Origin of the sequence: Streptomyces adelaidensis, assembly GCF_016598475.1 — a bacterium.
Taxonomy (GTDB): Bacteria; Actinomycetota; Actinomycetes; order Streptomycetales; family Streptomycetaceae; genus Streptomyces; species Streptomyces adelaidensis.
Map to the genome: position 1 here is coordinate 55,882 of NZ_JAEMUX010000013.1, position 24,016 is coordinate 79,897.

The 24,016-nt window shown below is 68.5% G+C and carries 18 protein-coding genes, 3 tRNA genes and 2 pseudogenes; 16 read left to right on the forward strand and 7 right to left on the reverse strand.

Features of this window, described 5'->3' with window-relative positions:
* Positions 1-36 precede the first annotated feature (36 nt).
* Complete coding sequence (gene dnaG, locus I8N67_RS10350) at positions 37-1,938, forward strand: DNA primase (RefSeq protein ID WP_200302422.1); 1,902 nt, start codon at positions 37-39, stop codon at positions 1,936-1,938.
* A gap of 215 nt (positions 1,939-2,153) precedes the next feature.
* Positions 2,154-3,473, forward strand: a complete 1,320-nt coding sequence (locus I8N67_RS10355) for an RNA polymerase sigma factor (RefSeq protein WP_200302424.1) — start codon at positions 2,154-2,156, stop codon at positions 3,471-3,473.
* A 156-nt stretch (positions 3,474-3,629) separates the two neighbouring features.
* Here I8N67_RS10355 and I8N67_RS10360 read toward each other — a convergent pair whose 3' ends face one another.
* From I8N67_RS10360 to I8N67_RS10375, 4 genes are all read right to left on the reverse strand, one after another.
* Complete coding sequence (locus tag I8N67_RS10360; RefSeq protein ID WP_200302426.1) at positions 3,630-5,567, reverse strand: ABC transporter ATP-binding protein; 1,938 nt, start codon at positions 5,565-5,567, stop codon at positions 3,630-3,632.
* Positions 5,567-7,300 carry an ABC transporter ATP-binding protein gene (locus tag I8N67_RS10365; RefSeq protein ID WP_200302428.1) on the reverse strand — a complete coding sequence of 578 codons (1,734 nt, stop codon included), beginning with the start codon at positions 7,298-7,300 and terminating at the stop codon, positions 5,567-5,569. Before I8N67_RS10365 ends, I8N67_RS10360 begins: the two co-directional genes overlap by 1 nt.
* 192 nt (positions 7,301-7,492) lie before the next feature.
* Positions 7,493-8,947 carry an FGGY family carbohydrate kinase gene (locus I8N67_RS10370; RefSeq protein WP_200302430.1) on the reverse strand — a complete coding sequence of 485 codons (1,455 nt, stop codon included), beginning with the start codon at positions 8,945-8,947 and terminating at the stop codon, positions 7,493-7,495.
* A gap of 69 nt (positions 8,948-9,016) precedes the next feature.
* Complete coding sequence (locus I8N67_RS10375) at positions 9,017-9,322, reverse strand: YtxH domain-containing protein (protein WP_200302432.1); 306 nt, start codon at positions 9,320-9,322, stop codon at positions 9,017-9,019.
* Positions 9,323-9,497: 175 nt separating this feature from the next.
* Between I8N67_RS10375 and I8N67_RS10380 the strand changes: the two genes are divergently transcribed.
* The 8 genes and pseudogenes from I8N67_RS10380 to I8N67_RS10415 all read left to right on the forward strand — a co-directional run.
* Positions 9,498-9,570 (forward strand) — tRNA-Asn (locus I8N67_RS10380).
* A gap of 6 nt (positions 9,571-9,576) precedes the next feature.
* Positions 9,577-9,649: transfer RNA gene (locus I8N67_RS10385), tRNA-Asn, on the forward strand.
* A gap of 177 nt (positions 9,650-9,826) precedes the next feature.
* Positions 9,827-9,900 (forward strand) — tRNA-Ile (locus I8N67_RS10390).
* 459 nt (positions 9,901-10,359) lie between these two features.
* Positions 10,360-10,891: pseudogene (locus tag I8N67_RS10395) on the forward strand (helix-turn-helix transcriptional regulator); the annotation flags it as partial.
* 120 nt (positions 10,892-11,011) lie between these two features.
* Entirely contained in the window at positions 11,012-11,512 is a 501-nt protein-coding gene (locus I8N67_RS10400) for an RICIN domain-containing protein (protein WP_200302434.1), read from the forward strand.
* A 79-nt stretch (positions 11,513-11,591) separates the two neighbouring features.
* Entirely contained in the window at positions 11,592-12,128 is a 537-nt protein-coding gene (locus I8N67_RS10405) for an RICIN domain-containing protein (protein WP_200302436.1), read from the forward strand.
* Entirely contained in the window at positions 12,116-13,273 is a 1,158-nt protein-coding gene (locus I8N67_RS10410; protein WP_200302438.1) for a sialidase family protein, read from the forward strand. Before I8N67_RS10405 ends, I8N67_RS10410 begins: the two co-directional genes overlap by 13 nt.
* Before the next feature lie 98 nt (positions 13,274-13,371).
* Positions 13,372-13,659 (forward strand): annotated as a pseudogene (locus I8N67_RS10415) (class I SAM-dependent methyltransferase); the annotation flags it as partial.
* Between the two features lie 253 nt (positions 13,660-13,912).
* Here I8N67_RS10415 and I8N67_RS10420 read toward each other — a convergent pair.
* Positions 13,913-15,520, reverse strand: coding sequence for a PucR family transcriptional regulator (locus I8N67_RS10420; RefSeq protein WP_200302440.1), 1,608 nt, complete (start codon positions 15,518-15,520; stop codon positions 13,913-13,915).
* A 206-nt stretch (positions 15,521-15,726) separates the two neighbouring features.
* Here I8N67_RS10420 and I8N67_RS10425 point away from each other — a divergent pair, with 206 nt between their 5' ends.
* The 6 genes from I8N67_RS10425 to I8N67_RS10450 all read left to right on the forward strand — a co-directional run bounded on the left by I8N67_RS10425 (position 15,727) and on the right by I8N67_RS10450 (position 21,480).
* Entirely contained in the window at positions 15,727-16,656 is a 930-nt protein-coding gene (locus tag I8N67_RS10425; RefSeq protein WP_200302442.1) for an ABC transporter substrate-binding protein, read from the forward strand.
* Complete coding sequence (locus tag I8N67_RS10430; RefSeq protein WP_200302444.1) at positions 16,653-17,657, forward strand: amino acid ABC transporter permease; 1,005 nt, start codon at positions 16,653-16,655, stop codon at positions 17,655-17,657. Before I8N67_RS10425 ends, I8N67_RS10430 begins: the two co-directional genes overlap by 4 nt.
* Entirely contained in the window at positions 17,654-18,439 is a 786-nt protein-coding gene (locus I8N67_RS10435; RefSeq protein WP_200302446.1) for an amino acid ABC transporter ATP-binding protein, read from the forward strand. Before I8N67_RS10430 ends, I8N67_RS10435 begins: the two co-directional genes overlap by 4 nt.
* A gap of 81 nt (positions 18,440-18,520) precedes the next feature.
* Positions 18,521-19,267 carry a gamma-glutamyl-gamma-aminobutyrate hydrolase family protein gene (locus I8N67_RS10440; RefSeq protein ID WP_200302448.1) on the forward strand — a complete coding sequence of 249 codons (747 nt, stop codon included), beginning with the start codon at positions 18,521-18,523 and terminating at the stop codon, positions 19,265-19,267.
* 173 nt (positions 19,268-19,440) lie between these two features.
* Positions 19,441-20,778 (forward strand): type III PLP-dependent enzyme domain-containing protein, encoded by a 1,338-nt coding sequence (locus tag I8N67_RS10445; RefSeq protein ID WP_200302450.1) that lies wholly within the window; start codon positions 19,441-19,443, stop codon positions 20,776-20,778.
* 420 nt (positions 20,779-21,198) lie between these two features.
* Entirely contained in the window at positions 21,199-21,480 is a 282-nt protein-coding gene (locus I8N67_RS10450) for a hypothetical protein (RefSeq protein WP_200302452.1), read from the forward strand.
* 27 nt (positions 21,481-21,507) lie between these two features.
* Here the strand turns inward: I8N67_RS10450 and I8N67_RS10455 are convergent, their stop codons facing one another.
* On the reverse strand, positions 21,508-22,908 hold the full coding sequence (locus I8N67_RS10455) for an MATE family efflux transporter (protein WP_200302454.1): 1,401 nt from the start codon (positions 22,906-22,908) through the stop codon (positions 21,508-21,510).
* A 44-nt stretch (positions 22,909-22,952) separates the two neighbouring features.
* Positions 22,953-24,011 (reverse strand): cysteine synthase family protein, encoded by a 1,059-nt coding sequence (locus tag I8N67_RS10460; RefSeq protein ID WP_200302456.1) that lies wholly within the window; start codon positions 24,009-24,011, stop codon positions 22,953-22,955.
* Between the last annotated feature and the right edge of the window lie 5 nt (positions 24,012-24,016).

The window sequence follows — 24,016 nt, forward strand, 5'->3', positions numbered from 1 at the left end:
CCCATGGCTGTCAGTGGACCACCGTAGAATCACCGCGTGGCAGGACGGATCAATGACGAGGACGTGAAGGCGGTACGGGACGCGGTCCCGATCGACGCCGTGGTGTCCGAGTACCTCCAGCTGCGCAACGCGGGCGGTGGGAACCTCAAAGGACTCTGCCCGTTCCACGACGAGAAGTCGCCCTCCTTCCAGGTCAGCCCCAGCAAGGGGCTCTTCCACTGCTTCGGCTGCCAGGAGGGCGGCGACACCATCACCTTTGTGATGAAGGTCGACCACCTCTCCTTCTCGGAGGTGGTGGAGCGCCTGGCCGCCCAGGCCGGCATCACCCTGCGCTACGAGGAGGGCGGGTACAACCCCTCCCACCAGCGCGGCGAGCGGATCCGCCTGGTCGAGGCGCACAAGATCGCCGCCGAGTGGTACGCGGAGCAGCTGGCCACGAGCCCCGAGGCCGACACCGGCCGGATGTTCCTCGCCGAGCGCGGCTTCGACCAGGCGGCGGCCGTCCACTTCGGCGTCGGCTACAGCCCCCAGGGCTGGGACCACCTCACCCGTTTCCTCCGCGGCAAGGGCTTCGCCGACAAGGAGCTGCTCCTCTCCGGGCTGTCCCAGGAGGGCCGCCGCGGCCCCATCGACCGCTTCCGCGGCCGCCTGATGTGGCCCATCCGCGACATCGGCGGCGAGGTCGTCGGCTTCGGCGCGCGCAAGCTCTACGAGGCGGACAACGGACCCAAGTACCTGAACACGCCCGACACGGCCATCTACCGCAAGTCCCAGGTCCTCTACGGCATCGACCTCGCCAAGAAGGACATCGCCAAGGCCAGCCGGGCCGTCGTGGTCGAGGGCTACACGGACGTCATGGCCTGCCACCTCGCCGGCGTCACGACCGCCATCGCGACCTGCGGCACGGCCTTCGGCGGCGACCACATCAAGATCCTCCGCCGCCTGCTGATGGACAACGGCAGCGCCCGCGTGATCTTCACCTTCGACGGCGACGCGGCCGGCCAGAAGGCCGCCCTGCGCGCCTTCGAGGACGACCAGAAGTTCGCCGCCGAGACATACATCGCGATCGCACCCGACGGCATGGACCCCTGCGAGCTGCGCCTGGCGAAGGGCGACCAGGCGGTCGCGGAGCTGGCCGAACCCCGCACCCCGCTCTTCGAGTTCGCCCTCCGCCAGATCGTCGCCCGCTACGACCTGGAGACCCCGGCGGGGCGGGCCGCCGCCCTCGACGAGGCCGCGCCCATCGTGGCCCGCATCAAGAACAGCGGCGCCCAGCACGAGGTCGCCGTGCAGCTCGCCGGCATGCTCGGCATCCTCGACACCCAGTTCGTCGTCAAGCGCGTCGCCCAGCTCGCCCGCTGGGCCCGCGACCGCGGCGGCAAGGGCCCCGCCCCGGCCCAGCAGCGCCCCTCCCAGCCGTACGAGTCCGCCTCCCGGCCCCCTTCCGGCCCCGCCCTCACCCTCCGCAACCCGGTCTACGCCACCGAGCGCGAACTCCTCAAACTCGCCCTGCAGCGGCCCGAGTTGGTCGCCCCGGCGTTCGACGCGTACGGGGCCGACGAGTTCACCGCCGACCAGTACGCGGCCGTACGCCAGACGATCATCGAGGCGGGCGGTGTCGAGTACGGCGTGACGGACCCGCAGGAGTACCTGATCCGGGTCCGCGAGGCCGCGCCGGACGACACCGTGCGGGCCATGGTGACCGAGCTGGCCGTCGAGGCGATCATGCGCAAGACGGTCGACGACGTCTACGCGGGCGCCCAACTGGTCACCGTCCGCCGCCGCGCCGTCGAACGCCGGGTGCGCGACGTGCAGGGCAGCCTGGCCCGCGCGAGCACGCACGGCGACCCGGCCCAGCTGGCCGCCGTACAGAACGAGTTGTGGGTCCTCCAGCAGTACGACCAGGCACTGCGGGAGCGGGGCGCGGAGGCGCTCTGAGCCGCGCCGGCCGGGCCCCGGGACGTGAACGCCCCCGGTGCACATATGCCAATACCGCGCCGGAGCCGCCCCGTTCCATACGGCCTTCAAGCGGTTTACGGGCCTCCCAGCAGCGCACTCGTACGGCAGGGTGACCGCGGCGTCACGGACCGGACGCAAAAAGTCACCGCACGCCCCTCGTGGCGGCTGTGTGTCGTACTCCACACTGGGTTCCGGTGCCTGAGTCCTCGGAGCGCGGCCGACCCGTCCCCCATGGGTCCGAGATCCCCGCGGTTCCGCTCGATGAGTACGGGATGGATGGCGGCGAGGCCGCCCGCGCCATCCCCGACGTACCGCTGCCGTACGCCTCAGCAGCGACATTCCTGGAGGTCGCGCCCGTGCAGACCCAGACCCTGATCCAGAACGACACCAGTACGGCCATCAGTACCGACGGCGTGGAGCAGGAGGCGGAGACCGACGTCATCGCCGCGGTCCCCGCCCAGAGCCGCGCCGCGCACCACCCCGAGACGGCGCCGGACGGTCCGCCCGGCCAGGACGAGCCGCCCGCCGCCGAGGTGGAGGCCGTCGAGACGGCCGAGCCGCCCGAGCCCGTGGAACCACCGCGCAGCCGCGCCGACACCAGCGGTCCGTCGTCCGACCTGTTCCGCCAGTACCTGCGCGAGATCGGCCGCATCCCGCTGCTCACGGCCGCCGAGGAGGTGGAACTCGCCCGCAGGGTCGAGGCCGGCCTCTTCGCCGAGGAGAAACTCGGCGGCGCCACCGACCTCGACACCCAGCTCGCCCTCGACCTCGACAAGCTGGTCGTCATGGGCCGCATGGCCAAGCGCCGCCTCATCGAGGCGAACCTCCGGCTCGTCGTCTCCGTCGCGAAGCGCTACGTCGGCCGCGGCCTGACCATGCTCGACCTGGTCCAGGAGGGCAACCTCGGCCTGATCCGCGCCGTCGAGAAGTTCGACTACGCCCGCGGCTACAAGTTCTCGACCTACGCCACCTGGTGGATCCGCCAGGCCATGTCCCGGGCCCTGGCCGACCAGGCCCGCACGATCCGAGTCCCCGTCCACGTGGTCGAGTTGATCAACCGGGTCATCCGCGTCCAGCGCCGCATGCTCCAGGAACGGGGCTACGAACCCACCCCCGAGGAAGTCGCCGCCCACCTCGACCTCCTGCCCGAACGCGTCACCGAGGTCCTCCGCCTCGCCCAGGAACCGGTCTCCCTGCACGCCCCCGTGGGCGAGGAGGACGACGTGGCCCTCGGCGACCTCATCGAGGACGGCGACGCCGCGAGCCCCGTCGAGTCGGCCGCCTTCCTCCTCCTGCGCGAACACCTCGAAGCGGTCCTCTCCACCCTCGGCGAACGCGAACGCAAGGTCGTCCAACTCCGCTACGGCCTCGCCGACGGCCGCCCCCGCACCCTGGAGGAGATCGGCCGCATCTTCGGCGTAACCCGCGAACGCATAAGGCAGATCGAGTCCAAGACCCTGAACAAACTCAGGGACCACGCCTTCGCGGACCAGCTGAGGGGCTACCTGGACTGAGGATCCGTCTGCAGCCCCGTCTTTCAGGGGCGCGGGGAACTGCGCGACCAGCCCCCACGCACCTGCACCCGAAAACGGGGATCGAAGGGGCGCAGCCCCTGGTGATGGGACGGGTAGGGGCGGCGGGGGCGAAAAATCCCACGCCCCCCACCTCCCTCAGTCCACCTCAGCCACAGCCTCGGCGAACTGCGCCTTGTACAGCCGCGCATAAGCCCCACCCGCGGCCAACAACTCCCCATGCGCCCCCTGCTCGACGATCGCCCCGCTCTCCATCACCAGAATCGTGTCCGCGTCCCGGACCGTCGACAGCCGATGCGCGATCACGAACGACGTACGCCCATGCGCCAACTTCGCCATCGCCTTCTGGATCAACACCTCCGTACGCGTGTCCACCGAACTCGTCGCCTCGTCCAGCACCAGAATCACCGGATCGGACAGAAACGCCCGAGCGATGGTGATGAGCTGCTTCTCACCGGCGCTCACCCCGCTCCCCTCGTCATCGATCACGGTGTCGTACCCGTCCGGCAACGTCCGGATGAACCGGTCCGCGTGCGCCGCCCGCGCCGCCTCCTCGATCTCCCCCCGCGTAACCTTCCGCGCCGCGGACGCCCCGTACGCGATGTTGTCCGCGATGGTCCCCCCGAACAGCCACGTGTCCTGGAGCACCATCCCGATCCCGTCCCGGAGTTCGTCCCGTGACATGGACGCGATGTCCACCCCGTCCAGGGTGATACGCCCACCCGTGACCTCGTAGAACCGCATCAGCAGGTTCACCAGGGTCGTCTTCCCGGCCCCGGTCGGCCCCACGATCGCCACGGTGTGCCCCGGCTCGACGGCCAGCGACAGATCCTCGATCAGCGGCTTGTCGGCGTCGTACCGGAAGGACACCCCCGCCAGCGCGACCCGCCCCCGCAGCTCCTCGGGCCGCACCCCGGGCACGGCGTCGGCGGCCTGCTCGTCGGCGTCCAGCAGTTCGAAGACCCGCTCGGCCGAGGCCACCCCCGACTGCACCAGGTTCGCCATGGACGCCACCTGCGTCAGGGGCATCGAGAACTGCCGCGAGTACTGGATGAAGGCCTGCACGTCACCGATGGACAGGGTCCCCGAAGCGACCCGCAGTCCACCCACCACAGCCACCAGCACATAGTTGATGTTCGACACGAAGAACATCAGCGGCTGCATGATCCCGCTGTTGAACTGGGCCTTGAACCCGGCCTCGTACAGCCGGTCGTTCTCCTCTGCGAACTGCTTCGCCGACTCCTCCTGCCGCCCGAACACCTTCACGAGCGTGTGCCCGGTGTACATCTCCTCGATGTGCGCGTTGAGTTTCCCGGTGGTCCGCCACTGCTGCACGAAGTGCGGCTGCGACCGCTTGCCCACCCGGGTCGCCACCACGAACGACACCGGCACGGTGACGAGCGCGACCAGCGCCAGCAGCGGCGACACCCAGAACATCATCACCAGCACACCGATGATGGTGAGGAGCGAGTTGATGAGCTGCCCCATCGACTGCTGCAACGTCTGCCCGATGTTGTCGATGTCGTTGGTCGCCCGGCTGAGGACCTCTCCCCTCTGCCGCTGGTCGAAGTACGACAGCGGCAGCCGCGACAGCTTCGCCTGGAGCTCTTCGCGCATGCGGTAGACGGTCCGGTTGATGGCCCGGTTCGAGAGCCGGGTGGCCGCCGCCATCAGCAGCCCGGCGACCAGGAAGATGCCGAGGGCAACCAGCAGTACGCCGCCGACGGCCCCGAAATCGATGCCCTCGCCGGGCGTGAAGTCCGTGCCCCGCAACATGTCGGCGACACCGCCGTCGCCGCCCGCCCGCAGCCCTTCCAGCACCTCGGCCTTCGTCTGCCCCGCCGGCATCTCCCGCCCGACGACGCCCGCGAACACCAGGTCGGTCGCCTTGCCGAGGATCCACGGCCCCAGCACCGACAACCCGACGCTGAACACACCGCACGCGAGCATCGCGTACATCGTGAACCGCTCGGGCCTGAACTGCGCGATCAGTCGTTTCCCGGACCCCTTGAAGTCCATGGAGTGCTGATCGGGGCCGCCTCCGGCTCCCGCCATCCGTCCCAACGGCCCGGCCATCAGGCTGCCTCCGCTTCCGTGAGCTGGGAGAGCACGATCTCCCGGTAGGTCTCGTTGTCGGCCATCAGCTCGTGGTGGCGTCCGGTGCCGACGACCCGGCCCTCGTCGAGGACGACGATCCGGTCGGCGTCCCGGATGGTCGCCACCCGCTGGGCGACGATCACGACCGTCGCGTCGGCGGTCTCCCGCGCCAGCGCCGCGCGCAGGGCGGCGTCCGTCGCGTAGTCGAGCGCGGAGAACGAGTCGTCGAACAGATAGATCCCCGGGCCCTGCACCAGCGTCCGCGCGATCGCGAGCCGCTGCCGCTGCCCGCCCGACACATTCGTCCCGCCCTGCGCGATGGGCGCGCCAAGCCCGCCGTCCAGCCGGGACACGAACTCCTTGGCCTGCGCCACCTCCAGCGCGTGCCACAACTCCTCGTCGGTCGCGTCCGGATTGCCGTACCGCAGGTTCGTCGCCACGGTCCCGGAGAAGAGATACGGCTTCTGCGGCACCAGCCCCACGGTCCTGGCCAGCAGCCGCGGATCAAGGGTCCGTACGTCGACGCCGTCCACGAGCACCTCGCCCTCGGTGACGTCGAACAGCCGCGGCACCAGCCCGAGCAGCGTCGACTTCCCGCTGCCCGTGGACCCGATGACGGCGGTCGTCTCACCCGGCCGCGCCGTGACCTCGATCGACCTGAGCACCGGCTCCTCGGCCCCCGGGTAGCGGAAACCCGCACCCCGTACCTCCAGGAACCCACGCCGCCGCAGCTCCCGTACGGGCTCGGTGGGCGGCACGACACTCGTCTCGGTGTCGAGGACCTCCTGAATGCGCTCGGCGCACACTTCCGCGCGCGGCATCATCATGAACATGAAGGTGGCCATCATCACGGACATGACGATCTGCATCAGATAGGCGAGGAACGCGGTGAGCGCCCCGATCTCCATGCCCCCGCTGTCGATCCGGTGCGCCCCGAACCACACCACCGCGATCGACGAGACGTTCACGACCGTCATCACGATGGGGAACATCAGCGCCAGCAGCCGCCCGGTCCCCAGGGACACCTCGGTCAGGTCGGCGTTCGCCGCCCGGAAGCGGTCCTTCTCGTAGTCGTCCTTCACGAACGCCCGGATGACCCGGTTGCCGGTGATCTGCTCCCGCAGCACCCGGTTCACCGTGTCGAGCCGCTCCTGCATCAGCCGGAACTGGGGGCGCAACCGGCGCACGATCAGGCTGACGGAGATCCCGAGCACTGGTACGACGGCGAGCAGCACCCCGGACAACGGCACATCGAGACCGAGTGCCAGCACGATGCCGCCCACACACATGATCGGCGCCGACACCACCAGCGTGAACGTCATCAGCACCAGCATCTGCACCTGCTGCACATCGTTCGTCGTCCGCGTGATCAGCGACGGCGCACCGAAGTGACCGACCTCACGCGCCGAGAACGACTGCACCCGGTCGAACACGGCCGCCCTGATGTCCCGGCCGACCGCCGACGCCGTACGGGCGCCGTAGTACACGGCCCCGATGTTGCACACGACCTGCACCAGCGAGATGCCGATCATCAGCGCGCCGAAGGACAGGATGTAACCCGTGTCCCCCTCCACCACACCGTTGTCGATGATGTCCGCGTTCAGCGTCGGCAGATAGAGCGTGGCGCACGTCTGTACGAACTGCAGCAGCACCAACAGGACAATGGGTTTCTTGTACGGACGAAGATGACTTCTCAGCAATCGTATGAGCACGCGAGATCTCTCGGAGTCGAGGACGAGGATGTGGATGCACCACCCCCCATCGTCCGACACTCCACCCGCGTTACCTCAACCGAATTAACCCAACGGTGAAGGATCGGTGTTCCGCCCCCGGAGAGGACGGGCGACCGCCGCGACCAGCCACGACGAACCCGCGGCCGTCCGAAGCCCGGCTACGGCGGGCGTCTACGCCCGAAATGCTCCGGGGTGAGTCTGCTCACGTACCGATACGTACTGCTGCCGAACCGCCTGTCCGACCGCCAGGTCGTCCGCCGGATCCAGCACCTGCGCGGCCGCTCCGGGCCACAGTGGCGGCGTACGCGGATCGAGGGTCCCCTGGGTGACTCCGAGCGCCCAGGCGGCCTGCCGGGCCGCCCCCACCGCCGCGTAGTCCGCCGGCTGCGGCACCACGATCTGCACCCCGAACAGCGCGGGCGCCGCCGCCTGCACCGCGGGCAGTTCGGCCGCCGCACCCAGCAGGAAGATCCGCCGCACATCGACGCCCCGCCCGCGCAGCACGTCCAGCGCGTCCGCGAGCCCGCACAGCATGCCCTCGAACGCGGCCCGCGCGAAGTGCTCCGGCTTCATCGACTCCCGCCGCAGCCCGGCCAGCGTCCCGGCCGTGTGCGGCAGATTCGGTGTCCGCTCGCCCTCCAGATACGGCAGCATGACCAGCCCGTGCGACCCCGGCGTCGACTTCATCGCCAGCTCGGACAGCGCCTCCAGATCGGCCACTCCCAGCATCTCGGTGGCCCCGCGCAGCGTCCGTACGGCGTTCATCGTGGTGACGACCGGCAGATGCATCCCCGTGGCGTCGGCCAGCGAGGTGATCATCCCGGTGGAGTCGACGAGCGCCTCGCTGTGTACGGCCATGACGGACCCGGAGGCCCCCAGTGACACCACCGCGTCGCCGAGCGCGATACCGAGCCCGAACGCGGCGGCCATGGTCTCGCCGGTGCCGGCGGAGATGAGGAGCCCCTCCGGCGTCGTACCCGCGGCGTCCGACGGCCCGAGCACCTCGGGCAGCATGACCTGGTGCCCGAGGGCCATCTCGACGAGATCGGTCCGGTACTGCCCGGTCGCCGCGTTCCAGTACCCGGTCCCGGACGCCCCACCCCGGTCGGTGGTTCTCCTGACAGGCCGTCCCAGCAACTGCCAGACCAGCCAGTCGTGCGCCTGGAGCAGTACGGCCGTACGCATCGCCGCGTCCGGCTCCGTCCGGCTCATCCAGCGCAGCTTGGTCACCGGCTGCGCGGCCCCCGGCACACACCCGACGGCCTCGGCCCACGCCCCGCGCCCCCCGAGCGCGTCGACGAGGTCGGCCGCCGCGACCTGGGACCGCTTGTCACCGCCGACCATCGCCGGCCGCACGGTGTTGCCCTGTGCGTCCAGCGCGATCAGCCCGTTCTGCTGGGACGACACCCCGATCGCCTGCACGCCCTCCAGCAGCCCACCGACGGCCGCCTCCCCCAGGGACAGCAGCCACGCCTGTGGATCGACGTCCGACGGACGCCCCCCGCCCTCCGCCGATTCCAGCGGGTGCGGGGCATAGCCCTGCCTGAGCACGGCCCCTGTGTCCGAGTCACAGACGACAATGCGCGTAAATTCGGGCGAACTGTCCAGCCCGGCGACTATCCCCATGGCGGAAATTCTGCCGCACGGGAAGGGGTGGGAGTGTCGCGCGGCGGCTGGGCCGACGCGATGCGGCCGCTACGTATTACTGGTACCCCAGTCGTCTCCGGCGGAGCCGTTCGCGTTACGCGCGCGCAGCGACCGCACCCGCTCGGTGACCGAGTCGGGCACATGGTCCCCGACCTTGTCACTGACCACGTGGTACGCCTTGCCCGCGAACACGCGCCCCTGCTGGGCCGCCGACTCCGCGGTGTTCCGCACCGCCGGGTTCTGCGCGACCTGCCGGGCGGACTTCTTCAACTGCTCGTAGCGTTCGCGCCCGGCACGTGTGCCCAACACGTAACCCAGGGCCAGTCCGGCAAAGAACGTGAGCCGATAGCGCATGGCGACCACCCTTCCCTTACGTCTGCTTCGGTCCCGTCCGTTGCCCCTGCGTGGGCGACGGACACGGGGATACCGATTGGCGGAGCACCCCCCTGCTTGCGCTAATGTATGTGTCGCAGCGAGCGCACGCCCCCTGGCGAATACCCAGGGAGGTACGTTCGATGCAACGAGGCAATCCTCCGTAGCTCAATTGGCAGAGCAGCCGGCTGTTAACCGGCAGGTTACTGGTTCGAGTCCAGTCGGGGGAGCTTCGATCTTCCGTAGCTCAATTGGCAGAGCAGCCGGCTGTTAACCGGCAGGTTACTGGTTCGAGTCCAGTCGGGAGAGCAACCTGAACGAGGACCCCGTCGGGGTCCTTTTTCACGTCCGGGGGAACCGCGCGGGCCGCGCCCAAGTCCTCAAGGTCAAGAAGCGCATGCGAAGGCCGATCATCCGAAGCAGGAGATCGTATGAGCGGCTATGCTGCGGCAGACGGCGCGCACAAATGTGCGCGACACGCCGCACGGGGCGGTAGCTCAGCCGGTTAGAGCAGCGGACTCATAATCCGTCGGCCGTGGGTTCGAGTCCCACCCGCCCCACTTCAGCAGGGCTCTGACCTGCGGAAACGTTCATTTTTGGGTGTCGGAGCGTCAACTTTGCCTGAACGGACTGAATCCGCTGCTCGCGAGTCTGAGATCTCGCCGGTCCTGTGGTGCTCGGAAATTGTTTGATCGCTCTGACCTGCGACGGAACAGGTATCCAAGGATGTCGTCGGCCTCCGGGGCCGCTGCCCGGGGGGCTCGAAGCCAAGGTCCAGGGACCAGACAGGGACCAAGACGGCGCCGACACAATGCGTCGCGTGTGTGGGATCCGGGACGGGGCGCTTCTCATCCGCTGGCTGTGGGCTGTCGTCCGCGATGTATCCGGTCGGGTGCCGGGTGCACCGGGCGTAGTGGATGGTGGTGCCTCTTGGCGCTGTCAGTGGCGGGACGGCGCGTGTTGCTGATGGCGTGGCCGATCGGCGATCCCGGTTGTTGAGAGTCAGTTGCGCCCCCCCCCGGCGTCTGTCGGGGCGGGAGGGGATCGGCGCCCTGCTCACCGACTTCCTCACGGGCCTGGACCGGCAGTCCGACGCCCTGCGGCCGTCCGACGCGCCGCGCCTGGGAAGGGTCGTCCTCGACCTGCTGTCGGCCTGGATCGCCCAGGTACGGGAGGCGGCGCGCCCTGCCGCCGGAGACCCGCCACCGGGCCCTGACGGAACGCATCCGGGCGTTCATCCGGCAGAACCTGCACGATCCGGAGCTGACGCCGCCCGTGATCGCCGCCGCGCACCACATCTCCGTCAGCCATCTGCACCGCGTCTTCCAGGAACAGCAGCGGGGCGAGACGGTCGCCTCCTGGATCCGCCGGCAGCGTCTGGAGGGCGCCCGCCGCGACCTCGCGGACCCCGCGCTGCGCACCACGCCGATCCACACCATCGCCGCCCGCTGGGGCCTGCCGCGCGCCTCCGACTTCACCCGTGCCCATCGCAGGGCGTACGGGATGTCGCCCATGGAGTACCGCCTTCGCGCACGCCTGGAGCGGGAGTAGACGCACAGCCAAGTCCCAGTGGAGACCCATAGCTAACGACTCCATCAGCAGTCACCCCGCATCCTGATCAGGCACCTGCACCACCGGCACATCGACGAAATCAGAGAGGTACTTGCTGTCATGATCATGAAGTCACTGACGAAGCTCTCAGCAGTCGCGGCCACGGGGGTGTGCGCCGTCGCCTTCGCCACACCAGCCAACGCGGCAGCAACCGCCTACGAGACGCTCTACAACGCCGCGACCTCGAAGTGTCTGGCCGTCCCCGGCGCGAACACGGCCAACGGCGTCGGTCTGGTCCAGTGGACATGCAGCGGCAACAGCGAGCAGCAGTGGCAACTGGAGTCGGTCGCGGGCGGAAACGGCGACCGGTACATCGTCAGAAACCTGAACAGCAACAAGTGCCTCGCCATGCCGAACGCCAGCACGGCCATCGGCACCCAGGCCATCCAGTGGACCTGCAACGGCGGCAGCGAACAGATCTGGATCCACGACAGCGCCAACCGCCTGCGCAACCTGAACAGCGACAAGTGCCTGGCCATCCCCAACTCCAGCACCACCAACGGCACCGAGGCAATCCAGTGGACCTGCACCACTAGCGGCGACCAGGTGTGGGTCTGGTAGAAGGAACCGCCGGAGCGGCCCTCCCCACGAGGGCCGCTCCTCCTTCGGCAACAGCAGGAACGGCTAAGGAAACTCCCGAATGAGAAGACGCATCGCCGCCACCACGGCGGCCATCGCGATGCTGAGCGCGCCTCTGCTCACCGGCTCTGCCCTGACCGGTACGGCGTCGGCGGCCGAGACAGCCGAGGCAGTCGTCAACGCCCGCCTCTACAACATGGGCACCGGCCTCTGTCTGGCCAACCCGGGCTCCGACCAGGACCAGGGCACCGTGATGATCCAGTGGACGTGCAGCAACAGCGACAGCAACTACTGGTCCCTCCAGCCGATGACCGGCGGCGGCTACCACGTGGTCAACAAGGCGAGCGGCCAGTGCCTGGCCATCCCCAGCGGGAGCACGACGCTCGGCGTCAAGGCCATCCAGTGGCCGTGCCAGGACACGCAGAACGATGAGCAGGTCTGGGTCCACGACGGGCTCGACCAGCTGAGGAACGCCAGGACCGGACTGTGCCTGGCCATCCCCAACAGCACCACGACCGCCGGCACGGAGGCCATCCAGTGGAACTGCGACGCCGTGACCGAGACGGCTCCGAACCTGGACCGGGAATGGCTGTGGTGACCCGCAAGCGCGGCTGGACCGCGCTCATGACCGCACTCGCCCTCGCCGTCCTGACCGGCCTCCTGATGCCGGGCCCGGCCTCCGCCGAGGGCACGTCGGCCGAGAAGACCGTGTACACCAACACGGTGACCGGCGGCGACGGCCCCCGTACCCCGGACATCATCAGCACGAGCGCCAGCAACGCGGTCGTGGCCTGGCGGGAAGGCCTGCGGCCCGGCAATCGGGACATGGGCTACATGCGGTACTCGTACACCACCGACGGTGGCGCGACCTGGAGCCGCCCCCAGACGCTGGCCCAGGAGACCGACCAGTACGCCTGGCACTACGTGATGCTCTACAAGTCGGGCAGCGAGCTGTTCGCGTTCCTCGGGCGCACCCCGGTCGCGGACACGAGCGAGACGGACGGGGACGGCTGGAACAACGACGGCCTTCCGATCACCGCCACCGTCGTCAAGCGCAGCACCGACGAGGGCCACACCTGGCAGGACTACCCCGTCACCATGCCGACCATCGGCAACCTCGCCATCTCCGGCCGCCCGATCAAGCTGGCCAACGGCAACACCGTCCTCCCGTACTGGGGCACGGGCCGGGAGAACGGGGTGCTGATCGCCACGAACCCGGACCTGAAGACCTGGACCAAGGGCGGCACCGTCTCGAACGGGAACGCCACCGGTGTCAAGGCCGGTGAGAACCAGATCGTCGTCTCGCCGGACGATCCGAACACGCTGATCATGGTCGCCCGCGCCGACAACGCCAACGCCATGACGGCCACGAGTACCAACGGCGGCGCGAGCTGGACGGCCTTCACAGCCGCCACCGGTCTGCCGAGCAACAACGCGGCCAGGAGCTACTTCGGCAAGGACAGCAACGGCCAGCTCCTGTACATCTACACGACCGGCGACACCAACACCCGCCCGGCCCTCTACTACAAGACCAAGCGCCCCGGCGCGACGGCTTGGAGCGCGGCCAAGTTCTTCGCCGACGGTCCCGCGAGCCAGGAGGATCCGACACCGGCCGGCACCGGCGCGGGCTGGGACACGTACCCGATGGCCGACGAGTACGCGCCGGGCAAGTTCTTCGTCACCTGGGAGTTCGACACCACCCGCATCAAGGTGAACAAGCTGGACATCTCCGACGCTCCCTGATCCTCGACCGCAACCGCCGTACCCCCTGTCGCCCGCCGGCCAGGGGGTACGGCAGCATGGGGCGTCCACAGACCCGTACGACCGAAAGGCCCCCGCCCATGACCGCGGCACCCGAGCCCGAGATCCTGGCCGCGTTCGAGGCGGCGAAGGGATTCATGCCGGTGAACGCGGGCCTGGCCCTGTACACGGCGGCCGCGGAAGCCGGGCAGCTCGGCCTCCCACTCCTCGAGGTCGGCACGTACTGCGGGCGCTCCACGATCCTGCTCGCCGACGTGGCCCGCGAGACCGGGACCACCGCGCTCACCGTCGACCACCACCGGGGCAGCGAGGCGCAGCAGCCGGGCTGGGACTACCACGACCCAGAGACCGTCGACCCCGAGATCGGCTACCGAGGACCCTTGTCGATTGCCTCGTGTCCCAGGCATTGGACCGCCGAAGGCCCCGCCCCGGAATCATGGGCCGGGACGCTGGGGGAGCGGGGCGAGCAGCAGGTTTTCCCCATCTCCAGGTAGCGTTCCAGGTCCTCCGTCCAGCCGGGGATGAGCCCGCGCTTGCCGCAGTCGGCGACGGGGTGGCAGCGGCAGCCGTGCTCCGCGCCGACGAGGTGACGGGCGATGGGCCGACTACGGGAGTGCGGACTCAGCGGCGGATGAGGCGTAGCTGCAACCACAACGAGAGCCTGTCGTCGGGGTCGTTCAGCGATATGTCGAAGAGTTCGGTGGTCCGGCGCAGCCGATAGCGCAGGGTGTTGGTGTGCACCCCCAGCCGGGTCGCCGCTTCGGCGACGTTGCCCACCGCGTCGAGCCATGCGAGGACTGACACGGCGAAGTCCGTACCGTGCTCGGCATCGTGGGCGGTCATCGCGGCAACAGCTGGATGTCTCAAGCGGGGTTCATGGCTGAGTTCGTCGGCGACACGAGCCAGCAGGAGCCGCGCGTGTACGTCGGTCAGCCCGGCCACTGGCGGGGCCTCCGCGTGGGCAGTTGTCACCCGGAGGATGTCGTCGATCTCCCGGCGCATGGCCGGCAGGGCCGCCGGATCTGTTTCGGTGGGTGCGACCGCCGCGCGGACGTGGTCGCCGAAATCCTTTCGGATCGCGGTGAGCGCGCCCATCGCGATCCGTGTCGCAGCCTGTGAACCGCCGCCCGGTAGCAGGGCATAGACCGCACGGGACGTTGTTGCGATGCTCGCGTCCGGACGAAATGGGATGATGTAGCGGGACAGCGCATGGCTGAAGTGAGCGGTCAATGCCAGGGAACCCGTCGCGTCGGCTGCGGTGGCAAATCCCAGAAGTCCGAGGTCGGCTCCCGAGGGAATAGACAGACGAAAGACTATTTCGTGAGCCGCCCACGAGCCTTCCAGTGCCCCGAGCAGCGCGCTCTCGCGCTTCTGGAGCTCCAGTTCGTTTGCGTTGCGGCTGCGAAGAATATGGAGGGTGGCCAGCCGTGCGCAATCGATCAGTGCCTGTTCGCCATCGCTTCCGAGGCCATCGGCGCTTTCGATGGCCCAAATCGTGCCGAGTGGTTGAGTTCCGGCCCTGATGGCGATCGCTGCGCGTGGCAGGGCGCCGAGTTCTTTGGGGAAGCGCACGACATCGTCGGAGCCGAGCACGATTCGATAGCGTTCGAGATTGTGGTCGATCTCCGGGACCCGGCGGCTCAGAATGCCTTCGCGACGAAGTGCGTCGATGCGCTGGTCCGGCGAGGACGAATAGGCCATCACGCGCCGGTCCAGGTCCTCGATCGCGACGGATCCGCCGATAGCGGCACTGGCGGCGTTCGCCAGGAGGAACAGCCCGTCCCCGGAGCCGGTTCTCGGATCGCCCCCGACGCCTTGCGAACCCAGGGCGGAGAGCAGCAGCGCGTCGAGGTGGCGCCAGGAGACCTCGCTCGCCGCGGCGAGCAGGGTGAGGCCGCTGGTCGACGATTCGGAGACGAGCGCGCTGGTGTCGCTCCCTCTGAGCTTCAGGATCATCGCGCAGTATCCGCGGCGGGCGGCCTCCCGTACGAGCTCCACGGCGCCGGGCTGGTCGCCCTGGAGCCCTGGCACCAGCAAGAGCTGGTCCACGCCGCCCGTCAGGGAGTCGTTGGGGTCGTGCAGCACGGTCCCCCGCACCGACTGTTCCAACCCACGTGGCGCGGTCAGCACCTGCAGGACCGGCGACCCGATGGTCGTGACGAGGTGCTGAACCGTCGTGGCCGGTGTGTCGGCGACGATCTCGCTGCTTGGGCGATCGGACAAGGCCATGACCAGATCCTAGGGCAATCGGACCAGGACGGATGGTCCGGCCGGGGTCAACAATCACCGCAATGACCTTTCTGTTCCGGGGCTCTTCCCGGAAAGAGTCGTCGAGATTCCTCAACCGGCCGGACAAGTGACGCGTGACCTGAGCCCGAAATGCCGGGCGCCGTGCGTCGGGTCACCCATGGCTGTCTATTCGAATAGAGACGCACATGACCAGAAGCCGTTTCACCGTCGCGACTCTCGCAGTGGGGACCGCGGGAATTCTCCTCAGTGCCTGCAGCGGCACGTCGGCCACCAGTGACACCGCGACCCCAGCCGCGAGCGGAAGCACACTTCAGCCGTCGATTATCGCTGACGCCAAGGTCGCGGCACTGCTGCCCAAGCGGTTCAAAGGTGGGATCAACGTGGCCAGCGGCGTCTACGCGCCGATGGAGATGCTCGACTCCAACCAGGAGTGGACCGGATTCGACTACGACTTGGGGCAGGCGCTCGGAGTGAAGCTCGGCGTCTCGTTCAACTTCAAGAACCAGGCATTCGACAGCATCATCCCCTCGCTGCAGTCGGGCAAGCACGACATCATCATGTACGGAATGAATGACACGTCGGAACGGGAAAAGAGTCTGTACTTCGTCGACTACTTCCAAGCCGGAATGGAAATTGTCGTGAAGAAGGGTAATCCGGAGAAGATCAGCAAGGTGCTCGATCTGTGCGGCAAGTCTGTCGCGGTCGCCAAGGCCACCACGCAGGCCGACCTGATGAGGGCCCAGGAGCCGAAATGTGAAGCCGCCGGAAAGAAGCCGGTCACGGTGATCGAACTGCCCACCGAGGGTGACGCCCTCCTCGCGGTTCGCGCAGGGAAGGCCGTCGCGGACGTGCTCGACGCGGCACCCGCCAGGTACAACGCCGCCACGGCAGGAAACGGCACCGTATTCGAAGTCGTGAGCGACCCCGCACATCCCACCGGATTCGGTCCGGTGTACACCGGCATCGGGGTGCTCCGAAAGGACCACGACCTCGTCCTCGCTCTGCAGGCGGCGCTGAACGCGCTGGTGAAGGACGGTGCTTACAAGCAGCTCCTCGACAAGTACGATCTGTCCGCGTACGGCGTCAAGTCGGCGATCATCAACCGCGGATCATGACCGACGAGATCGCGACGGCCAAGAAGCCGAGCCGCCTCACGCCGGATGAGCGGACCGCCGCAGGGACGCACGATGTAGCTGCCACGCCCCTGCGGCACCCGGGACGATGGGTGGCCGCCGCGGTGCTGATCGCCCTGTGTACCGGCTGGATGTTCTCGCTCTGGCACAACCCGAACATCGAGCACCTGACGATCGCTGACTTCCTGTTCGACGGGCGGATCGTCCAGGGTGTCCTATTCACGGTCGCACTGACCGGCTGCGCGATGGTTCTGGCGACGACTCTCGCCATCCTGCTGGCGGTGATGCGGCTGTCCGCCAACCCGGTGCTGCGCGTGATGTCGTGGGCGTACACGTGGTTCTTCCGGGGCACCCCCCTGCTCGTCCAGATCGTGTTCTGGGGATACCTCGGCCTGCTGTACCAGGAGCTCACCCTGGGTATCCCCTTCACCTCGATTCAATTCGCCTCCGCGGACACCAACGCGATCGTGACCCCCTTCGTCGCCGGCTTGCTGGCCCTGGGGATGAACGAGGCCGCATACGCATCCGAGATCGTCCGCGCAGGACTGCTCTCAGTCGATCACGGCAACGTCGAAGCGGCCCACTCGCTGGGGATGTCGCCCGCGTACACGCTGCGGCGCATCGTTCTGCCCCAGGCGATGCGGGTGATCATCCCGCCCATGGGCAACGAGACGATCTCCATGCTCAAGAACACGGCCCTGCTTCAGCTCATCGCGGTGCCGGAGCTCTACACGCAGACCAGCTGGATCTCGGCGCAGAACCTGCGCCAGGTCGAGCTGCTGATCGTCGCAAGCGCCTGGTACCTGGTCCTCACCTCCGTGCTCTCCGTGCCGCAGTACTACCTGGAGCGCAGATACGGCCGCGGCACCAACCGAAGCCTGCCGTTGACGCCCTGGCAGCGGGCGCGCCGCTTGGTGGGCCAGGTGCGGACCCGTGTCGCACAGGTCGCACACACCGACGCAAGGACGGAAGGAGAGGCATGAACACACAGGCCCTCGACGGACCGAAGCCGTTGGTGGAGGCGCGGGACGTCCGCAAACGCTTCGGCGCGAATCTGGTGCTCAGGGGGATCGATCTCCGTGTCGAGCGCGGGCAGGTGATGTGCCTGCTCGGGCCCTCGGGCTCAGGCAAGTCGACATTCCTGCGCTGCATCAATCACCTGGAGTGGGTCGACGGCGGGCGCATATACGTCGACGGTGAGCTGATGGGCTACCACGAACACGGTGGTCGTGCCCGGCAGATGAAGCCGAGTCAGATCGCGGCCCAGCGCCGGAGCATTGGCATGGTCTTCCAGCGGTTCAACCTGTTCCCGCACCTGACGGCGTTGGAGAACATCGTCGAGGCCCCGGTCGGTGTGGCGCGCCGGAGCAAGGCCGACGCTCGCACCAGAGGCATGGAACTACTGGAGCGAGTCGGTCTCACCGATCGTGCAGGCATGTACCCGGCTCAACTGTCGGGTGGTCAGCAGCAGAGGGTGGCCATCGCCAGGGCGCTTGCGATGGATCCGAAACTGATGCTCTTCGACGAGCCGACTTCGGCCTTGGACCCGGAGCTCGTCGGCGATGTGCTGAACGTGATGCGCGATCTGGCGAAGAGCGGCATGACGATGATCGTCGTGACACATGAGATCGGCTTCGCCCGCGAGGTGGCAGACCAGGTCGTGTTCATGGACGACGGCATCGTGGTCGAATCCGGTGCTCCGACCGACGTGATCAGCAACCCGCGGCACGGCAGAACGAAGACATTCCTGGACAGCGTCCTGTAGACCGCTACCGCTCCGGCGTGTCCGGTTCGGGACTGCGACGGTTCGCTGACCACCTTGTGCCACAACGAGAGGGCCACCCCTGTGCGTGACGTCGTCAATCGGCCGCTGATTGCGGTAACCCTGGGACGGGACCTGCCCGACCGTCCGTCCGTCTTCAGGCTGGCCGACAGCTACGTCCAGGCTCTGGCGAGTTCGGGAGCGATACCGATCGCCATCCTGCCCGGCGTCGACGACGCGGCGATCCGGCACGTGATGGAACGCGTCGATGGCCTGTTCCTGCCCGGCGGAGTCGACCCGCACCCCCGTCATTTCGGCGAGGAAGTGCACCCCAAGACGGTCATCGACGAGGACCTCGACGCTTTGGAGATGAACGCTATCGCCATCGCGGACGGTTGGGAGATGCCCATACTGGGGGTTTGTCGAGGCTGCCAGATCCTCAACGTCGCCCTGGGCGGGAGCCTGGTCCAGCACCTGGAGCCAGGCGGCCCGGTTGACCATCTGCAGGATCTGCCGTTGAAATCGGCGGTCCATGAGCTTCGGATGGAAGGTGACTCCCGCCTCGCCAGACTGTCCGAGACCCGGCTTCTTCGTGTGAACAGCCTGCACCATCAGGCCATCGGCGGCCCGGCGCGGGCGCTGAGGGTGGTCGGTACGGCGGAGGACGGCGTTGCTGAAGCGGTCGAGGCGAGGGACCCCGAGCGGTGGATCGTGGGCGTCCAGTACCACCCGGAGGAGCTCATCGACCAACGGGCCCACCGCAATCTCTTCGATGACTTCGTCTCCTCCTGCACCCGATTCGCGGCCGCTCGGAAGACAGCGACAGAGTGACGTGTCGTCCAGCTGTCTGAAGGCAGCCCCCTCACAGACCGCTCGTAGAGCCGGCGCTGATATTGGCGCCTCTGTCCACCCGAACAACTCCCACTACTCGGGCCGGCGCCTGCGCGACGTGTCCGGCACGGCCTTGCCGGGCGTTCAAGGGAACAAACCCGAAAGGAATCCGAATGACCGGCTCTCAAGCAGCCGAACGGCGCGAACGCATCCTGGGTGCGGCCGTACGCCAGCGGCTTCTCGACCCCGACGATGCCGTACTGGCGGCGTTCGTCGACCTCGACGGTGTCGCCGCGAGCGTCGAGGCGCTGCACCGCGCCTTCCCACCCTCAGTTCAGGCCCTGCACGCGTTCGCGGCGAAAGCGAACTGCCTGGTGCCGGTGCTGGAGGAGCTGCGGACGCATGGCATGGGCTGTGAGGCAGCCAGCCCCGGGGAACTCGCTCAGGCTCTGGCCGCCGGCTTCGCGCCCGAACGGATCGTATTCGACTCCCCGGCGAAGACTCGCGCGGATCTCGACCGGGCGCTGGCCCTGGGTGTCGCGGTCAACGTGGACAACTTCCAGGAACTCTCCCGCGTCGACGAGATCCTGGCGGTTCGTTCGTCAACCTCCCGGATCGGTGTGCGGATCAACCCTCAAGTCGGCAGCGGGGACATTGCGGCGATGAGCACGGCCACCGCCACCTCCAAGTTCGGCATACCGCTGGAGGACGACGGAAACCGGGAGCGGCTCCTGGACGCTTACCGGGATCGTCCATGGCTCACGTGGGTTCACGCCCACGTCGGATCACAGGGCTGCCCGCTGGATCTGATCGCCCAGGGCATCGCGAAGGCCGTGACCTTCGCCGAGAAGGTCAACTCCGATCTCGGCCGGCGCCAAGTGATCGGAATCGACATCGGTGGCGGGCTCCCCGTCAACTTCGGCAGCGACGAGCCGACACCCACCTTCGACGAGTATGTGGCTCGACTTCAGGCCCACGCACCGGCCTTGTTCAGCGGCTACTTCCAGGTCGTCACCGAGTTCGGGCGGTCCCTCCTCGCCAAGAACGGATTCACCGCCGCGTACGTCGAATACACCAAGACCTCAGGCGGACGCCCGATCGCGATCACCCACGCCGGTGCCCAAGTCGCCACGCGGACGGTGTTCATGCCCGAAGCCTGGCCGCTGCGGATCACCGCACATGACCCCGCCGGCGCCCTCAAGCACGAGGATGTCGTACCCCAGGACATCGCAGGCCCTTGCTGCTTCGCAGGCGACCTCATCGCCCAGGCCCGTCCGCTGCCCAGGCTCGCGCCCGGCGACATTGTCGCGCTCCTCGACACCGGCGCCTATTACTCCTCCACACCCTTCCACTACAACAGCCTTCCCGACCCGGCTGTACATGGCGTGCGCATTGATGCCGACGGAAACGTCCGATTCCGGCTTCTCCGGCCCGCGGAGACCGCCCAACACGTGCTCGCCCGAACCGGGGGGTGGATCCGAGCCCACCCCACCGGCCCTGGGGCCCCGTGAGGGCTCCAGTCGGGTCACGCGGACCGGACAGGGAGCATCGGCGGGAAATGGGTGCGGGGCCCGATGGGAGCCCGACCCGGGGTACGCGACCGCGTAGACCTGCTGCCCGGCGGAGCCTCAGCGCATGGGAAGGGGAATCCGCTGCGGGTGAGTTCGAACTCCCGTTCGTAAACCGGCGCGAATACTGTTCAGCGCCTCGATCCGCTCTCATAGGGACCTATTGAGGCCGCGTTGAGGCCGCAAGGACAAGAACAGACTGACAAGGGCCGAGAAGCACCGACCTACCCCACTTCATTTGACCTGCAAAAACGTCACGGATCGACGTTGATCGGCAAGGCCCGCCAAGATCCTCAAAGGACTCGTAATCCGTCGGCCGTGGGCTCGAGTCCCACCCGCCCCTCGCCGGCGGGGACGGCCACCATGCCTTCGGGGGTCACCCGGCGGACTGCGGACGGCGCCGCCTCCGCCGTCCGGTCCGCGCCCGGCCACCGGACGGTGCACAACAGCTCATTGCGCCCCCATGACGCGCCGGTGCAGTCCACCGTCGAACTCGGACGCGGTGGCCGCAAACGGCCTGCCCCTGATCTCGGATGTCCGCCAAAACGGATCAAGCCCACGGACCTCCTGCGCCGGCCCGCTGTCGTCGCCGAGGCCGCACCCGCCGACAAGGTGAAGGTCGTCGAGGAGCTGACGCGGCCATGATCTGTCCCAGGCACCGCATGCCGGCGATCAGGCTTGGGACGGCGCCGGTTCCGTCGCCCGGGGCAGTCGGCCGATGCCCCGGTTGAAGCGGCGTAGGAGGAGTACGGCGGTGGTGGCGAGGCCGGTGAGGAGGCCGAGCCAGATGCCGAGGGTGTCCAGACCGAGGGTGAGTCCGAGGAGGGCCGCGGCGGGCAGGCCCACGAGCCAGTAGCCGACGAGAGTGACGCGAAAGCCGCCCTTGGTGTCGTCGAGGCCGCGGAGGAGGCCCACGCCGATGTTCTGGGCGCAGTCGAAGAACTGGAGGACCGCGGCGACCAGGAGCAGTTGCGTGGCGATGTCCATCGCCCTGTCGTCACCGCTGCCGAGGAAGGGGGCGAGCACCAGGCCGGGTGCGGTCACGTACACCAGCCCGACGACGGCCATCACCGCCGCCGCGCAGGCCAGGGCTGTGGTCTTCAGCCGCTGGGCCGCGGCCAGGTTGTGCAGCGCCAGCTCCCGGCTGACGCCGATGGACGCGGCGTGGGAGAGGCCGACGGCTATCTGGAAGACGATGTAGACGAGCTGGTTGACGGCGGTGTGCGCGGCCAGCGCCGACGTGCCGAAGCTGCCCGCGAAGAGCGCGACGACGAAGAAGAACCCCGCCTCGGAGCCGTACGTGGCGGCGATCGGCGTACCCAGCCCGGTGAGCCGGCGCAGGGTGGCAGGGCGGGTCTTCCAGATGCTGAGCGACAGTATGGGGGCGAGCCGGGGGTCGCGCCGGGCGGAGACGTACAGGGCCAGGCAGGACAGGGCGTACACCAGGCTGGTGGACAGGCCGATGCCCCGCAGACCCAGCTCGGGGAAGATCCAGGTGCCGTGGATGAAGGCCCAGTTGAGGCCCGCGTTGACGGCGATCGAGGCGAGGGTGATGCGCAGCAGGGCCTGCGGGCGGCGCATGCCGACGGTGAACTGCCGTATCGCCTGGAACCACAGGCAGGGGATCAGTCCGGGCGCCATCGTGTAGAGGACGGGCTTCGCGGCGTCGACCACCTCCGGGTCCTGGCCGAGCCAGATCACGGCGTGCCCGATGAGCACCATCAGCACGGCGCCGACGAGGCCCACGAGGGTCGACAGCAGCAGACTCGCCCGGACGAGGTCCCGGACCTCCTCCTCGGCGGCCCCCGACGACTCGGCCGACTCCGCCCGCGCGTCGGCGGCCGCGACCTGGTTGCCGACAGCGGTGACCATGCCTACACCCATGGTGCGCAACTGGTTGAAGATCACCATGGCGAGACCGCCCGCCGCCAGGGCCTCGGTGCCGATGAGGCCCATCATGACGGTGTCGGTGGTGGTGAGGGCGACCTGCGCGAGCTGGGTGAGTGCCAGCGGCACGGACAGCGAGGCGAGGGCACGGCTGTCGCCGAGGAGGCGGGCGAGGGCGGGCGGCATCGGTTCCGTTCCTGGATGGAGGAGGAGGGTTACGAGGGGAGGGGCTACCCCTGGACTTCAGGTGCGACGCGGCGCAGCTTGGCGAGCAGCTCGTCCACCTCACGTTCGACGTCGGGGGAGAGCAGGTCCCGGGCGCTCATCCAGTCGTCGTCGAAGACGGTGTCCAGGTACTTCTCCCCGCCGTCGTTGATCAGCGCGACCATAGTCGTCCACGGCGCCGACGAGGACATCCGGGTCAGCGCCTCGTACACCACCCCGCCCGCCGAACCGCCGAGCAGCAGCCCGGTGCGGCGGGCCACGGCCCGGGCCGTGGCGAAGGCATCGACATCACCGACCTTCACGCCCTCGTCCAGCAGCGAGTAGTCGACCATGGCGCCGATCGTCGCGCCCTCAGGGGTTCCGGTGCCCGACTGGTGGTAGTCGTGCGCGGGCGGTCCGAAGGCGATGGACCCCTTCGGCTCGACCCCGACGATCCGGACGCCCGGCACGGTCCGGCGCAGCTCGCCCCCGGTGCCGAACAGTGCGCCGCCGGTGCCGACCGCGCCGATCAGGATGTCGATACGGCCGTCCAGCGCGGCTTCCAGCTCCCGGGCCACCGGGCGGTAGCCCACCCCGTTGGCGAGGTTGTTGTGCTGCTCGGTGAAGTACGCGTTGTCCGACTCGGCGGCCATCCGTTCCGCCAGGTCCTCGCGCGCCGCCGTGGCGAGGTCCTCGTCGCCCTCCTCGGCCACGTAGACCAGCTCGGTGCCCATGGCCTTCATGGCGCGCAGTTTGTCCTTGGAGGCGTGGTGGTCGACGACCGCGGTGAACGTGTAGCCGCGCTCGGCGGCGACCACGGCGAGGCCGAGTCCGGTGTTGCCGGAGGTGGACTCGATGATCCGGCCGCCGGGGCGAAGCAGTCCGCGCTCCTCGGCGTCGATGACCATCTGCCGGGCCATGCGTATCTTCGCCGTCCCGGTCGGGTTGAACTGCTCCAGCTTCAGCAGCAGCCGGACGTCGCTGTCCGTGCGGCACAGCTCGAACAGGGGGGTGGCGCCGATGAGTTCGGAGACCTGGCGGACTACGGGCGGGCGGTGCAGGGGGTGGGGGTCCGGGTGGTTCATGGCTG